This is a genomic window from Massiliimicrobium timonense, from assembly GCF_002160865.1.
GTDB lineage: Bacteria > Bacillota_I > Bacilli_A > Erysipelotrichales > Coprobacillaceae > Allocoprobacillus.
Map to the genome: position 1 here is coordinate 23,297 of NZ_NFLJ01000029.1, position 15,263 is coordinate 38,559.

Annotated in this window: 15 protein-coding genes and 1 tRNA gene; 13 read left to right on the forward strand and 3 right to left on the reverse strand. The window is 29.2% G+C overall.

Features of this window, described 5'->3' with window-relative positions:
• Nucleotides 1–94: 94 nt before the first annotated feature.
• Nucleotides 95–628, forward strand: a complete 534-nt coding sequence (locus B5E75_RS09970; protein ID WP_087358829.1) for a hypothetical protein — start codon at nt 95–97, stop codon at nt 626–628.
• 235 nt (nt 629–863) lie between these two features.
• Nucleotides 864–3,116 carry an exonuclease domain-containing protein gene (locus B5E75_RS09975; protein ID WP_087358831.1) on the forward strand — a complete coding sequence of 751 codons (2,253 nt, stop codon included), beginning with the start codon at nt 864–866 and terminating at the stop codon, nt 3,114–3,116.
• Between the two features lie 35 nt (nt 3,117–3,151).
• Here B5E75_RS09975 and B5E75_RS09980 read toward each other — a convergent pair whose 3' ends face one another.
• The gene (locus B5E75_RS09980; RefSeq protein WP_087358833.1) at nt 3,152–3,496 is read right to left on the reverse strand and encodes a hypothetical protein; all 345 of its coding nucleotides are present in this window, start codon (nt 3,494–3,496) and stop codon (nt 3,152–3,154) included.
• 500 nt (nt 3,497–3,996) lie between these two features.
• Here B5E75_RS09980 and B5E75_RS09985 point away from each other — a divergent pair, with 500 nt between their 5' ends.
• The 5 genes from B5E75_RS09985 to prfH all read left to right on the forward strand — a co-directional run bounded on the left by B5E75_RS09985 (nt 3,997) and on the right by prfH (nt 7,544).
• A complete protein-coding gene (locus tag B5E75_RS09985) occupies nt 3,997–4,566 on the forward strand; it encodes a recombinase family protein (RefSeq protein ID WP_087358835.1) in 570 nt (189 codons plus the stop codon).
• Nucleotides 4,550–4,999: a JAB domain-containing protein gene (locus B5E75_RS09990; RefSeq protein ID WP_087358837.1), complete on the forward strand. Its 450-nt coding sequence runs from the start codon at nt 4,550–4,552 to the stop codon at nt 4,997–4,999. Before B5E75_RS09985 ends, B5E75_RS09990 begins: the two co-directional genes overlap by 17 nt.
• A gap of 3 nt (nt 5,000–5,002) precedes the next feature.
• On the forward strand, nt 5,003–5,770 hold the full coding sequence (locus B5E75_RS09995) for a hypothetical protein (RefSeq protein WP_087358839.1): 768 nt from the start codon (nt 5,003–5,005) through the stop codon (nt 5,768–5,770).
• 173 nt (nt 5,771–5,943) lie between these two features.
• Nucleotides 5,944–6,960 (forward strand): RtcB family protein, encoded by a 1,017-nt coding sequence (locus tag B5E75_RS10000; RefSeq protein ID WP_087358841.1) that lies wholly within the window; start codon nt 5,944–5,946, stop codon nt 6,958–6,960.
• A 41-nt stretch (nt 6,961–7,001) separates the two neighbouring features.
• On the forward strand, nt 7,002–7,544 hold the full coding sequence (prfH, locus tag B5E75_RS10005) for a peptide chain release factor H (protein ID WP_338037075.1): 543 nt from the start codon (nt 7,002–7,004) through the stop codon (nt 7,542–7,544).
• 51 nt (nt 7,545–7,595) lie between these two features.
• Here the strand turns inward: prfH and B5E75_RS10010 are convergent, their stop codons facing one another.
• Nucleotides 7,596–9,353 carry a hypothetical protein gene (locus B5E75_RS10010; RefSeq protein ID WP_087358845.1) on the reverse strand — a complete coding sequence of 586 codons (1,758 nt, stop codon included), beginning with the start codon at nt 9,351–9,353 and terminating at the stop codon, nt 7,596–7,598.
• Between the two features lie 299 nt (nt 9,354–9,652).
• Between B5E75_RS10010 and B5E75_RS10015 the strand changes: the two genes are divergently transcribed.
• From B5E75_RS10015 to B5E75_RS10030, 4 genes are all read left to right on the forward strand, one after another.
• Complete coding sequence (locus B5E75_RS10015; RefSeq protein WP_087358847.1) at nt 9,653–10,825, forward strand: DnaB-like helicase C-terminal domain-containing protein; 1,173 nt, start codon at nt 9,653–9,655, stop codon at nt 10,823–10,825.
• Entirely contained in the window at nt 10,812–11,672 is an 861-nt protein-coding gene (locus B5E75_RS10020) for a hypothetical protein (protein WP_087358849.1), read from the forward strand. Before B5E75_RS10015 ends, B5E75_RS10020 begins: the two co-directional genes overlap by 14 nt.
• Before the next feature lie 75 nt (nt 11,673–11,747).
• Nucleotides 11,748–12,020, forward strand: coding sequence for a helix-turn-helix domain-containing protein (locus B5E75_RS10025; protein WP_241146659.1), 273 nt, complete (start codon nt 11,748–11,750; stop codon nt 12,018–12,020).
• A complete protein-coding gene (locus tag B5E75_RS10030; RefSeq protein WP_087358851.1) occupies nt 12,020–13,126 on the forward strand; it encodes a tyrosine-type recombinase/integrase in 1,107 nt (368 codons plus the stop codon). The genes B5E75_RS10025 and B5E75_RS10030 overlap by 1 nt, the downstream gene beginning before the upstream one ends.
• Nucleotides 13,127–13,198: 72 nt before the next feature.
• Here B5E75_RS10030 and B5E75_RS10035 read toward each other — a convergent pair.
• A tRNA-Glu gene (locus B5E75_RS10035) sits at nt 13,199–13,274 on the reverse strand.
• A gap of 289 nt (nt 13,275–13,563) precedes the next feature.
• Between B5E75_RS10035 and B5E75_RS10040 the strand changes: the two genes are divergently transcribed.
• A complete protein-coding gene (locus B5E75_RS10040; RefSeq protein ID WP_087358853.1) occupies nt 13,564–14,829 on the forward strand; it encodes a UDP-N-acetylglucosamine 1-carboxyvinyltransferase in 1,266 nt (421 codons plus the stop codon).
• A 101-nt stretch (nt 14,830–14,930) separates the two neighbouring features.
• The gene (gene rpmE / locus B5E75_RS10045; RefSeq protein ID WP_087358855.1) at nt 14,931–15,134 is read left to right on the forward strand and encodes a 50S ribosomal protein L31; all 204 of its coding nucleotides are present in this window, start codon (nt 14,931–14,933) and stop codon (nt 15,132–15,134) included.
• Nucleotides 15,135–15,263: the final 129 nt, after the last annotated feature.

Genomic DNA, 15,263 nt, shown 5'->3' on the forward strand with positions numbered 1-15,263 from the left:
ATAATGTAAATAAAAATCATTTTAAATTTGAGTAATAAGTAGATACTATAGTATAATATTAGTGAAACTTATAAAATTAAAGGAGGGTATCTATATGAAGAAAAAACAGATTATAATTTTTATCATTTCTTTTGTTTTAATAGTAGGTGTTGTTGCAATTATATCTATCAATAATACCAATTGGGTTGAAGGTGAAGAGTATTTATATACCAAAGCCATTAATTATGTTGTTAATGATGTAGAAAAGGTAAGTGATTATAAAGATAAACAAGATTATCAAGTTTTTACGGACTATTTAATGTATGGAATAGAAAAACAAGATACAAAAAGATATGTTTATATGTGGATACTTTATGAAGAATACTATGTTCAAGATAACAAGCTTATATTGGGGTCTGGAGCATCAATGCCTTATAAGTTTACTTTTGAGAATGAAAATGTAATTAAATGTGTAACTGCTGAGGATGGAAGTAGATTTGAACCATCAATCAGAGAAATGTTTCCTGATGATATTGAAAATTTGCCACTTGAAGATTCATTATCTCCTTTATCACTAACACCCCAAATAGAATCATATTATTCATATCTTCCGTCAACGGAAATTCATTATGCAGATAATGAAGAATAATTTATAAAATGAAAAATCATCATTACTTCCCATGTAGTGGTGATTTTTTACTTTAATCATGGTTAGAATTTGTTTAAATTATCAGCCAATATTATTACTTTATTGCTGGCAATAAAACCATATTTTGTTTTTGATTTAATCATGGTAAAATTTAAGAAGTAAAGCAATTGTTATTTGCACAAAGAGTTACATATTAACTATGTGAACTTAAATACTTTAAGAAAGGAATAAAACTATGAGAAAGAAATTAAGTAAAGAACAAAAACAAATAGCTCTTAGTGCAAGTGAAGTCTATAACAAGACTCTTGAAGATAATGGATTAACAACTCTTGATGCAGAGATAGCAGAACTTGATAAAATGATTATTAGTAGATTAAGTGAAGTTGGCTATCATTTAGCTTGCCCAAATGATAATTGCCGTTCAACGGATATAAAAAAGAATGGTACTTCAAGGGGTGGACTTCAAAGATATATCTGTAAGACATGTGGTAAAAGTTTTACTCTTTTTACTGATACAGTTTTGGCTGGTATTCAATATCCCTTGCCAGTTATCATAAAAATAATCAAATATATGATTAGCGGGGTTACCATTCCAAACATGAGCAGATATCTTAAAGAAAGCTACCCATCTACATATGAATTTGATGAAACAAGTTTAGCTGAAATAAGAATCAAAATTATGAAAGCAATTCATGAGGCACAGCTCAAATATTTTGAAGCTAACCCATTAACAGGTATAATACAAATTGATGAGACCTACTTTCATGAAAACCAGAGCGGTACACCAGAACATAACCAATATAACCCTTATGAAGATATAAGAGGAAAAAGGACATCTCTCATCAATAAAAATGATGGTATACACAGCAAATCAAGAAATGGAAGTATTAAAGGTGATGAATTTTCAAATGTTGTTGTGGCTGTCAATTCCTATGGTCTTTGCATAAGTGCTCTGATAGGTGTTGGTCACACTGATAGAAAATATCTTGATGAATACATCATGAAGTATATTGATATTAATAAAGTTGATGTATTCTGTTCAGATGCCAATAGTATTTTTGATGACTACTGTGTGGATAATAATCTTGTACATTATGTCCTTCCATCAGGAAGTTATAAGAATTATAACAAAATTGGAGATATTGATGCATTAGGTCATCCCATTACTGAAAAAGAACTTTTTGAAAAAGGAAAAATTGGTATCATTAAAAGAGGTAAAAGAAGACTTGGTTATAAGGAATTCAAGGATTATGAAAGTAAATACTATTTGAGTTTAAAAAGAGTCAACGGTATTCATAGTGAGCTTAAGAAAAAAATCAATGGAGTACATAACAGTGTTGTTACCAAGAACCTTAACTATTATACAAGCTGGTACTGTTTTTTAAGAAACTATCCCATCATCTTTACAGGAAAGACCATTTATGATGAAAGAACACCATTCATGATTCTTGCAATCATTCTTCAGCATTCAATGAATATGACAAGAAAGAAAATGCAGAAAAGAACAATTAAGGATATTCCAAGAATTACTGGGTCTGACCTTAAGAAAATTGTCAAAAAGAACAATAAAATAAACTCTCTTGGCTATCAAACACAGTTTGCAACAAATCCAGAAGCTCATTCATACAGACCAACAACAGATGCCATTAAAAGAATGAGCAAAGGTGAACTTCAGGATTTTGCATTATTTCTTGGATTAAAAGGATGTAGTACAATGAAAGTTGAAGAATTAAGACATACTTTGTTTTCAACATCTTCACTATCTGATTTTCTCATTAAATATGATATTTACCTTGGACGCATAAAAAGTAGTGAACTTGTAGAACATTACAAGGAAGATGAAAAAGTACGTAATGTAGAAAAAGAAAAAAGAAACAACAAGAATCTAACCCCTGCTGAAACCTTTGAACAGTATTTTGCTAAATCTGTTGCTTATCACACCTATAAATACAAGGGGTCAAGAATCAAAGGCAAGATTCAAGATAAAACTTTATTTATTGATATAGAAACAACTGGTCTGAATCCAAAAGAGGATGAAATTCTTGAACTTGCTATTGTAAATGGCTATGGTAATACTGTTTTTCATTGCATGTTTAAACCCATTTATCACACTGAATGGCCTGAGGCTGAAAAAATAAATCATATTAAACCATCTGATGTTGAGACAATGTGTAATATAGAAAAATACAGAAAGGTACTACATAAAATATTTAAAGATGCTGATGAACTAATTTTTTATAATGCTAATTTTGATTTTGAATTCATAAGACCATTAATTGATGGAAGAATTCTCAGAAAACTTGAAAGAACAAAAAAATGTTGCATGACAGCATACAAGGAATTAAAAGGACTTAATAAAAACTTCAAACTTATAGATGCTGCTAAATCTTATAACATAGACTTTAATGAAAATGAACTACACGGAGCACTATATGATGCTCAACTTACAAGAGAAATATGGGTTAACATGTTTCCTACATACTTTTAAGATATAAAAAAGAACCTTCATATTGTAAGGTTCTTTTATACTATAAGCTCATATATATCATCAATTATGTCTTTGACTTCCTTATCATACAATTGGTCAGTATAAATATCATATTGTTTTAGATGTTTTACTTTTTCTTTCAATTCAAAATAGTATTCAATAAGCCATTCTGGTTCATCATAGTCCATCTTAATAATATGTTTATAGATGAAACTAAGGTATTCAATGATGATGACTATATCCATAACGGTTTCAATAGTTGGTTCATCAATTTCTGTTACTTGAGTAAGCTGAATTCTTAATTCTTCAGCCCTTTCTATATAATAATCTTCATCAAAGACATCAGCAATCTTGTTGATATCTATTATTCCACTTACCATGTTACATCTCTCCTTGATTTTAATTATAGCATAGCCAGTAGTGAAGATGAAGAAGTTGTTAAAGATTTAAAAGAGGATATACAATATAAGTTTAAATAACTATAAATATTGAAAATAAATATAATTTCATTAAATATATTTAGTCTCTGACCAACAAAAAATTGGACATGAGAACGTATATGTCCACAAATTTTTAGCTAAAATATCATGTTTTAAAGTAAAAAATACTATTCAATTTTCAAAAATGTTGAAATATAAGGATAAATTTTTTTATATATTTAGCAACTCACTTGTAGGGTAGGATACAAAATTAAAAAAATTTATAAATATCAGCTGTACTATAATAGAGTATTGTTTAGTTTCATTAGAGTATACCCTAGTGGTATACTTTTTCTTTGTACCATTAAAGTTGAATAACGTATTTTGGAACGTTCCACTTAAAATTGTGACTTAGTGGAACGCTTTTTGTTTATTAAAGATTATGAAATGTGGTGATAAGTTTGAAAATTGGATATATCAGAGTATCGACCGTTGAACAGAATATTGCAAGACAGGAAGTCATCATGAAGAAGCTGGATGTTGAAAAAATATTTATTGATAAAATTAGTGGTAAAAATAAGGAAAGACCTATGCTTAAGGAAATGATGGATTTTGTTAGAAGTGGTGATATTGTTGTTGTAGAATCAATCAGTCGTTTTGCACGTAATACACGTGATTTGTTGGAACTGGTCGATCAATTGGTTGCTAAAGGAGTGCAATTTGTCAGCATGAAGGAAAAGATTGATACGTCTACACCATCAGGTAAGTTTATGCTTACTGTTTTTGGGGCTGTTGCTCAGCTAGAACGTGATTACATTCTTCAAAGACAAAAAGAGGGAATTGCCATTGCTAAGGCTAATGGCAAATATCAGGGTAGAAAGAAAATTCAAAATGATAGATTTGATGAAATATATAAAAAATGGAAGAATAACGAAATGACTGCTATACAGGCAATGAAATTGCTGAATTACAGCAAGACTACCTTTTATAGAAGAGTGAAGGAGATGAAAGAAAATGAAGAAAAAAGTTGATTTTATATCACTGAAGATATGTAGAGAAAAGACAGTTGAGTATGAAAGCAAAGGTATTACAAATCCAGATAGAGCATTTGAAGCCATCAGCAATATTATTGATAATACAGATCGTGAATGTTTTGGAGTTATCATGATGAATAATGCCAATGAAATCAATTCGTTTGAGATATGTTCGGTAGGTACAGTCAATATGACATTAGCTCATCCTAGAGAAGTATTTAAGGGAGCTATACTTTCCAATGCTTCAAAGATAATGCTCTTTCATACGCATCCAAGCAATACGATTGAACCATCTCAGACAGACATTGACACAACCAAAGAGCTTATTGAAGCATCCAAGATTTTACAGATTCCAATTATAGACCATATTATTACCTGTGAAAGAGGATATTTCAGTTTTGCTGAACATGGAATCCTATTTGGAGAGTAGCATATGGAAGCATACAAGTTTAGAAGATATAAGGTTCCTTACAAAAAGAAATATTACTATATATACATTCCCTTTGAACATGATCATCTTTGGATTATTGACTGGGCAGACTGGTGGTATGGTGGTGCATGGATTGATGGAAATATTCAATGTCTAAAATACTTGATTGCCAGTTTTTGTATATTGGCATTTAATCCATATGCAATTATTTATCTGCCTATAAGGAAGAACAAAAGACCAAATACCTTTGCATTTGGTGATAATTGTGAATATGACATTATTTTCAGAACAACAAAAGTATGGATTAATGATAAGGATTTAAAGAAGATTGTCAAGAATCTTAAATATACTAGGTGGACGACTTATAAATGCAGAATCAATCTTGAAAGAATGAAAAGATATTTTCATGACAACATCAAAAAAATAGAAGATATTCCTGATTACAAGATTCTAGTCAATGCAGATGGACATATTAACGGAAGCATTATCTATTATTCATTTCCTCAGGTCTGGTATCAAGAAGAATCTATTGATCTGGTGGACTACTTCTTCAATGAAATCTTTACAAAGGATGATTTTTCAGACTGCTATGATGAAAAACATGATTGGTTTTCCAAACCATTTACAAGCTTTGTATGGGGTGGGAAAAGAAAGTCAAAATATACATATAAACGACCTTCACTGACATTCTATATTGAGTTTTATGATATTGAAATCATAAATAGATATGTAAAAGAGAAGATTTATCTTGTAGATAAGAATAAAATATGATATGCTTTAAGCAATAAGAAAGGGTGTGATGGCTATGCTAGGACATACAAACAAACACAATATAATAGATGAAAGAAAAGTAGCTAATCACAAGTGTACGAAAGAACGAGCATAGTGGATTATCTGCTATGCTTTTTATATGCTCTTGTGATTGCTTGAACACAGGAGGATTTATGAAAGTTAAAATAATGAAAAATAACAAGCTATGGATGGAGGACAATGCAATAAGACAGCTTGAGTCCATAGCGGATTTTAAAGGCGTTGAATCCATTGTAGGATTGCCCGATCTTCACATGGGAAAACAGCCTGTAGGATGTACTATTTGTACACAGCAATTTATATATCCATTTCTAATAGGAAATGACATTGGATGTGGAGTAACCTTATATGAAACTCAAGAAAAGATAAGAAAGATAAAAGTAGAAAGACTTGTTAGAAAACTTGAGAATACAGGTATCTATGGAAAATACAGCATTGGTGGAGGAAACCATTTTATTGAATTAACTGCCATTGATAAGGTCTATAATCAAGATTTAGCTAATCAACTAGGTATTGATACAAAGAAAGCTTATTTGTTGATTCATTCAGGCTCTAGAGCTATAGGAGAATCAATCTATAGAGAATATGCTTCATTAGAAGGATTGGAAGAAGCTAGTGAAAGATTCAATTCCTATATTGAAGAACATGACAAAGCTATTGCATATGCAAGAGATAATCGCAATCATCTTGCTGATATATTTACACAAATGGCAAATATCAAATCAGATAATAGAATTGTCATTGATTGCATACATAATTATTTGGAAATGGTTGATGGGAAATACTATCATAGAAAAGGAAGCATATCATCATTGAGTCATACCTATGCGATCATAGCAGGAACAAGAGGGAGCTCTTCTTACATAGTGAAAACTATACCTCGTAATGATGAGTTGTACTCGGTGAGTCATGGATGTGGTCGAAAGATCATGAGAAGTGAGTGTAAGGGAAAACTTCAGTCAAAATATAAAAGAGATGAACTGAAAAGAACTTCATTAGGAAGCTATGTCATATCAAAGGACAAGGCATTGTTATATGAAGAAGCAACGGAAGCGTATAAAAGAATAGATGACGTTATTGAAACACTTTTACAATACAAATGCATAGAAATTATCGCAACATTAAAACCAATGGTGACTTATAAATGTTGATACAGATTAGTGCTGGACAAGGTTCACCAAAAGAATGTGAAATGGCATGTTATCTATTCTATAAGGAACTTTTAACAGAGTTTCCTGACCTTGAAGTTGTTTCAACAAATTTCAGTGATAAGCAATGTCTAAAGAGTGCTGTCTTTTACAGTGAGCAAGACCTATCTTTTTTGGAAGGAAGTGTTCAATGGATATGTCAAAGTCCATTTAGACCAAATCATAAAAGAAAAAACTGGTTTATTGATGTGTCTATACTGCAAGATAAATTCAGATTTGATAAGGATGATGATATTAGATATGAAGCTTTTCGTTCGTCAGGTAAGGGAGGACAAAATGTAAATAAGGTATCTACAGCCATTAGGGCTATACATATACCAACAGGAATAAGCGTAGTATCAATGGATCAGCGTAGCCAGATTCAAAATAAGAAGATTGCTTATTTAAGGTTAATGAAAAAGATAGATGAGAAAAACTCATCTATCAATAAGGTTATACAATATGAAAATTGGAATAAGCATAATCAACTTAAAAGAGGTAGTCCTATACGAATTTATAAGGGGTTGAACTTTGAAAGAGAAAAATAGATAAAAATAATATTATTATGGAGATTTGTGATGTTTGTTTATAAATGAACATTATAAATCTTTTTTTAAATATTTCTCTTCGAAATCAGAAAGAATATTTAAAAAATTGGTAATGAATATATTGAATAATTCAAATTGCTTTTTTATGTCATAAACAGATGAAATCTTAGTAAATAATTCTAATGTAGAAAGCTTCAAATCGACAATTTCAGCAAATTGTTTGTTCATATTTGCTGCGTTATAAAAACCTCTTCTTAATTTTTCCGATAATAACACTGTTAGTTCATAAGCATTTGTATCGTTTATATTATATTCATCAGTAATTACTTCATTAAAATTACTATTGTCTATTTGATATCCTAATAGATTGTCATCTATATACTGAGGGGAATAATTAACGTATTTTTCTATTACTTTTTTTATGTTGGTTTCAACAGTTCCGTCTTTCTTGGTAAAAAATTTATAACTATCATGTCCGTTATTATAAAATTCTTCATAAACAATTTTTTTATGTAATATATTTTTTAAATCTATTTTTACTCTTATTTGTGGTAATGTGTAATTAGCAAAATAGACGCTATTTAAATTTAACAGTGAATCTAATTCAGATAATAGATTCAATTTTTTATTAAAAGTACTTTGTTTTATGTTACTTTTTCCTGTTAAAAAATTTTTATATTGTTCCTTATTTGAATTGCAGTAATCTCTAAAATATTGATCTATAGACATAAATTGTAACTCTTGAAAATTATCGATATGCATCTTGTTTGCATTAGTCATAAAGACTCTTGCTTTTTTTTCAATATCTGTTAAATGTAAATTTGTTATATAGTGTTCAAAGATAGCTATATTAGAGAAAAAACAATTTGTTGAAGGACTAATAATATTATTATCTTTAGATATTAAATTATTGATTGATTTGATGTTTTTCTTAGTTTTTTCAAGAAAATATGCCAATATTTCTTCATTTGAAAAGAAATAAAGATTCCTATCAAAAAAAATATTTAATTGATTTATAAATTCAAACATCGAGTTATGTAAAATATTTAATAAGGAATCGATATATTTATTAAAATCTTTTAAAGGCTTATCTTGAAAATTATCCCATATAATTTTAACTAAAGCAAGTAATGAGTCCATTTGTGATAAATCTAGATAATTATTATAATAGCTTTTATTGTACAGTATAATTGATTTTTCTAAATAAGCAGATGGCTGGGTACTCATATAATAATAATGAAAGATAGCTGATTCTAAACTTTTTATTTCACCAACTCCTTCAAGTGCGTATGGATGTAAAAAGTCAATAAACTCAGATAAATCATTACAGCCATAATAATCTTTATATTTGTCTTGAAAATAATATCTAAAACAGTATTGATATTTTGATAAATTAATATTACTTATATAGTTCCTATGTATTTGTTTATTGAATTTATCAATTTCACTGTCTTGATCTCCTAAACCACCATGTATGTATGCAATGAACTGAGCAAATTCTTTTTGAGAGATATTTTTTTTCAAAATAGCAAGCGGAGAATCAGGCTTTTTTTCTATTTCTTTTAATAAATAATCTATTTTTGTCATTAAACTTGATTTATGTTGTTCTTTAAATAAACTTTCTCCGTATTGTTCTCTGATTATTTTATATATATCTATAACTTCTTGAGGATATTTTTCTTTATCTTCAGATTTAGTTTCTTTTCTTGTGGTTTTGCCATTAAAATCAGTTTTTCCTTTTGCAGATTTATGTGTACTAAATTCAAGAGTTAAATCTACATTAGGAACATAATCTTCTTTTCTTCTCATAAAAACTCTCCTTATGTAAAATGATTATGTTTATTATATAAAAAAATAATGAATGAATAAATACATCTTTTCCTATTACATTAAAATTACTGTTTTTTTCTATTTCCTTTAATATACTTTATTCATGATTATATATATAATTAAAATTTTATGAGAAATTATTCATTATTTAAATACTAGATATTCCCAAATTTTCTAACTTCTTTAATATCAAAATGGAGCTCTTTATAATACACTGAAAATGCAAGGAAAATCGCGATGACTTGTAAATTATAATTATCAAGGAGGATTTTTGAATTATGTGTTATATAAATTGTATACCAACTTATGGGTTGGTTCCATACAGAAATTTGGGAGAAGAAATTGATGAGTTACAGCAATTTCAAAATTTGCAAGAGATTGTTTTATCTGCGCCCAGAATAAATTTTTCAGTAATGAATAAAATGTGTTTAGAAAATTTAAAAAATTATAAGAAATTTATGATAGAGAAGTATGCAGAATGGTGGAAACAAGTGAAAATAAATAAGGACAGATATTGTGAAATTGAAAAATTGTATTTCAAATATTGTTCTATTTTTGAAGAAAATGATGCAGTTTTATCAGAAATTAGTGATGCATTCGATAGTGTTTTTTTAGAAGATGGATTTCTTAAGGGCGAGCTATATACAATTTCTGCCCCCTCTGGGGTCGGTAAAACAGCGTTTTCCATCATGTTAGCAACTGTTTTAGCATCGGGGTATAATCGATTTAAGAATTCAATATTTGAACCACGAAAAGTTGTCTACGTCTCACTTGAGCAAAGCGAGAAACAAATTCAGGCACGCATAAAATCAACGTTGTTGGGGATAAATGATTTAAAAAATGCGTCAGCGTATTTGGATGTTTATTTAAACAAAGGAAATAGAGAACTATTGGAATTGGCTGAAACATTATATCAGATAAGCATGAGTCATATAGATATTTTATCTATTGATGATTTTGATTCTTTGAGTGTTGAAGAGATTTTAGATGTAATAAAAAAGCGCACAAATAATTTGGATGTACTTGTGATTGATCAATATGAAAATATTGAAAATTCTTTAAATACTGTTTCAGATGATGTGGCAAGAACACTAAAGAGTTTTGCAAATAAGGAGAATATAGTCTTGATTTTGCAAAGTCAAATCAATAAAAGTTCAGTAGAAAAAGCAAAAATCAAAAGTGGTTTGTATGATGCGCAGAAATTAAGTGGAAATTCACTTAGAGGAACATCAGGATTGGAACATCAGTCTACGGGTATTCTCTTTATTGTACCCCTAGATCAAGAAAGAATAATTTATGGATATAAAGCAAAATTAGTTGAAATTTTCATTTCTAAAAATCGCTATGGTGAAAGTGGAAAAAGTTTAAAAATGTGGCATATTGGCGCCTTAAACATATTTGTTGACAAAGATTTTGACGAAGTTATGGAGATTCCAAATGTTGATTTATAAAAAAAGATTTCCTGAAAATATTATTGTGTATGAATTTTCTTGCTATAAATTATTGCAAATAATCAGCAGTAATCCAATAAAGAAAGTAAATAGTGTTTGTATTAATGGTGTCTTCATAAAATATTTCAATAACAATGCTAATATCAGACAGTTTTCTTATTTTGATTTTACTGTTTTATGTGCATTGTTGACAATTTTTGAATGTTTTGGAGAACAAAAAAATTTTTCGACAATGACTATTTTGAAAATTTTAAGAGGCAATAAGCAGGCAAGATTTTCAAAAAATAGTAAGAAATTAGGAACTCTAAATAAAAAAATGATTGAAGATTCTCTAGCTTATATGAATAACGTGTTTTTGTTTGCTTTAGATAATCAAAGCTATGATGAGAGAACAAGTTTTTTGTCAATAAAACAGGTAGGTAACTTTTACAAATTTGAAAAAGAACCTAAAATTATAAATTTATTTGAAATCTTAGGTTTTAAAAGTCAGTCATATTCAATAAATTTCTTTAATCTATATAAAATATGTAATAGACATTTTCATGAAGGTCAAGAATTCATCAGTTTTAAATTTTGGGTTTTATCTTCATTGATTAAAGATTATGAAGTCCAAATCAATCAATCGGTTGTAAAAAGAATCTTAAAAATTGACAAAGTCGAAGAAAAAGCAAAAAAAGATTTGGCTTTACATAAAATTTCAAAATCAATTTACAAAAAGCGCTTGAATGAAACGTATTTTAAATTTCATTTATTTGTAAAGATGTATGGGGATTTTTTTAAGGCTTATGGAATTATTGATGAATATAAATTTAATCAAAATCAGATGATTATATTTTATAAAAAATGAAAAATTTGTGTAAATAATCTTTTAAGATTATTTACATCAAATTTTCATCAAATTTATTAGAATGGAGGAAAGAATATGGATAATCAACAAAATAATATGTATGATTTACAAATGCTAACACAAGAAGAAGTGGCAGAGTTATTACATACTCATGTGACTACGATTGCAATGCTTCGAGAAGTAGGAATTTTACCTGCAATTAAAACTGGACGTAATTTCATGTTTTCACAGCAAACTATTCGAGACTTTCAAAAAAATTATAGTGGATATGATGTAAGTAATAGAGTAAAGGCTGTAGAAAGTTTTCAATGCGTATATGAAAATATGGCATCAGGAGGAAATACCTGATGCCTATTCGTAAACGAGAACGTAAGAAAATGAAAAATGGATATGTCTATGAAGTTTATATTAATTATTATGATAATGGTATAAAAAATAGATATTCTAAAAGTGGATTTAGAACTTGGAAAGATGCCAAAAATCATGAAGCAATGATATATGCTAAATTAGAGAAAAAAGGTAATGTACAAAAAAAGTGTAAAAAAACTTTTGATCAAGTATATCAAGAGTTCTTGGAAATAGGTTGTGGGAATTATCAAGAGAACACAGTTACTAGTACAAAAAATATATATAACACCTTTTTGCATAAAGAAATTGGCAATAAATTAATTACGACCTTCAATTATGCATTCTTGCAAAATTACTTTAATAGTAAGTCAAAGCAAGGATTGGCTACCAATAAAAACATTAAAAAAGCGATTAATCGAATATTAGATTTTAGTGTTAAATTAGGGTATATAGAAACAAATCCTATAAATTTAGTTTCAGTTAAGGGAATTGATACAACAAGAAATGAAAACAAAGTTATCAGTGATAATGATTTTCAATTAATTATAAAGCGTTTATCCGAAAAAGAGACGTTTAAGTATATGACATACAGAATAGCATTGATAATAGGATATTATACAGGTTTAAGAGTATCAGAAGTCTTAGGGTTAGAAAAAGAAGATATAGATTTTCAAAATAACACTATATCTGTTAAGCGAAAACTTGTATACAAAGGATTGAGAAAACAGGACTTCTATACAACACAACAAATGAAGTCGAAGAAATCACATGCTGTTATACCGCTAGCTTTACCATTAAAACAGGAACTTCAAAAATGGTTTAGAATAAATCCTTATGAGAAAATTATTTGTGATGAAAATGGCTATTATATTAATCCCAATACAATGGGACAAGATATAAAAGCAATCACAAATAAAGAGGGTATACATTTTCATTTTCATATGTTAAGGCATACCTTTTCTACGAAGTTAGTTTTGGGGAATGTTGATATAAAAACGACACAAGAGTTGATGAGGCATAGTAATTTTAATACCACAATGAGTCTTTATACTCATATAAATGATGAACATAAACAAGAAGTCATAAACGAAATTTTTTCTAAATGAGTGTCGAATGAGTGTCGAAAACGGTTTTGAAATGAAAAAAAGCCCATTTTATCGGGCTTTTTTGATTTCTACTGGTAGTCCGTAGGGGGTTCGAACCCCTGAATGCTAGGATGAGAACCTAGTGTGTTGACCACTTCACCAACGGACCAAATATTGACAATATATAGTATATCACTCTTAAATCAAGTGTAAAGATTTTTTTAAAATAAATGCAATAAATAAGGAATAAAAAGCATTAATATGATGGAATGATGAATTTATTATAAATATCATGTTGGGATTGAGTGAACAGCATTTGAATGATATAATGAAAGCGAAAAAAATTAAGAAATTGTTTTGATATTGACGACATAAATGTGTATAATCTCATTAAAAAGAGAAATAGAGTTATAAATAGATTGATGATTGGATATATATTAAAGAAAGGAAATAAACACATGGCAGAAGTAATTGCGATAGATGGTGGATATAAATTAAATGGAACTGTAAGAATTAGTGGAGCGAAGAATGCAACTGTTGCTTTGATTCCCGCAGCCGTATTATCTGAAGGTCCTGTAGAGATTTTAGGAGTCCCTGAAATTTCAGATGTTGCTGCATTGGCAACACTTTTAAAGGAGTTAAAATGTGATGTAGAGATTGATGGAGAACGTATCAAGATTGATCCTACACATATGGAAGATATTGCATTAGTGAGTGATGCAGTCAATAAACTAAGAGCTTCTTATTATTTTATGGGAGCCTTACTTGGAAAATATAAACGTGTAAAAATAAAAATGCCCGGGGGATGCTATTTAGGACCACGTCCTATTGATCTTCATCTCAAAGGTTTTGAAGCTTTGGGAGCAAATATTACTTATGAAAATGATACTTATTTATTGGAAGCTAAAGAATTGATTGGAACTTCTATTTATTTAGATTTTGCATCAGTTGGAGCAACAATTAATATTATGTTAGCAGCTGTCAAAGCCAAAGGAAAAACTGTGATTGAAAATGCTGCGAAAGAACCGGAAATTATTGATGTGGCGAACCTTCTGACAAAGATGGGAGCAAAAATCAGAGGCGTAGGAACTGATACAATTACGATTGATGGTGTCGAACATTTAAATGGAACATTTCATGAAATTATTCCAGATCGTATTGAAGCAGGAACATTTTTGATTATTGCTGCGGCGGCTGGAGAAAAAGTGATTGTTCAAAATATTATTCCTCAGCATTTAGAAGCGTTAATTTCTAAACTCAAAGAAATGGGTATTCAAATGGATGTTGTGGGAGATAGTATTGTGGTTTATGGTAGAGAAGGTGATTTAAAACCAGTCAACATTAAAACACAAATTTATCCTGGTTTTGCAACTGATTTACAACAACCTCTTACAACTCTTTTAACACAGGCTAGTGGTGATTCACATGTTAAAGAAACCATTTATATTGAAAGATTTAAACATTGCCCTCAATTAAATAAAATGGGTGCTCACATTGATTTAAAAGAAGCTGAAAGCATCATTCATGGAGCAACACAATTGCATGGTACAAGAGTGGAAGCAACAGATTTACGCTGTGGTGCTGCTTTGGTTGTTGCTGGTTTAATTGCTCAGGGAAGAACAGAAATTACAAATGTCTATCATATTGATCGAGGATATGATAATATTGACCATAAACTCATTACATTAGGTGCTCATATTACAAGATATCATATTGATGAATAAAAAATGAAAAAACTATTGTTTTTATCGTCAAGAAATGCTATTATAATTGGGCAACTTACTTTGAAGTAGCAAATATTTCAAGGCGGAAGGAGAAATGAAAAATGAAAAAAGGAATTCATCCAGATTATAAAAAAGTCAAAGTGATTTGTACTTCTTGTGGAGCTGAATTTGAAAGTGGATCAGTATTAAACGAAATTCGTGTTGATACATGTTCAAATTGCCATCCATTCTATACAGGAAAACAAAGATTTGCAAGTGCTGATGGACGTGTAGAAAAATTCAATAAAAAATACGGACTTAAATAATAAGAACCTGGGCTCTGTGTCAAGAGTGGAGGGGAAGTAACTGAATCAGTTACTTCCTTTTTTAAATAATGTCATACTTAAAACCAAGATGCAGAAGTATTCTTTTTCTTAGGTTTTGAAAATATCTAT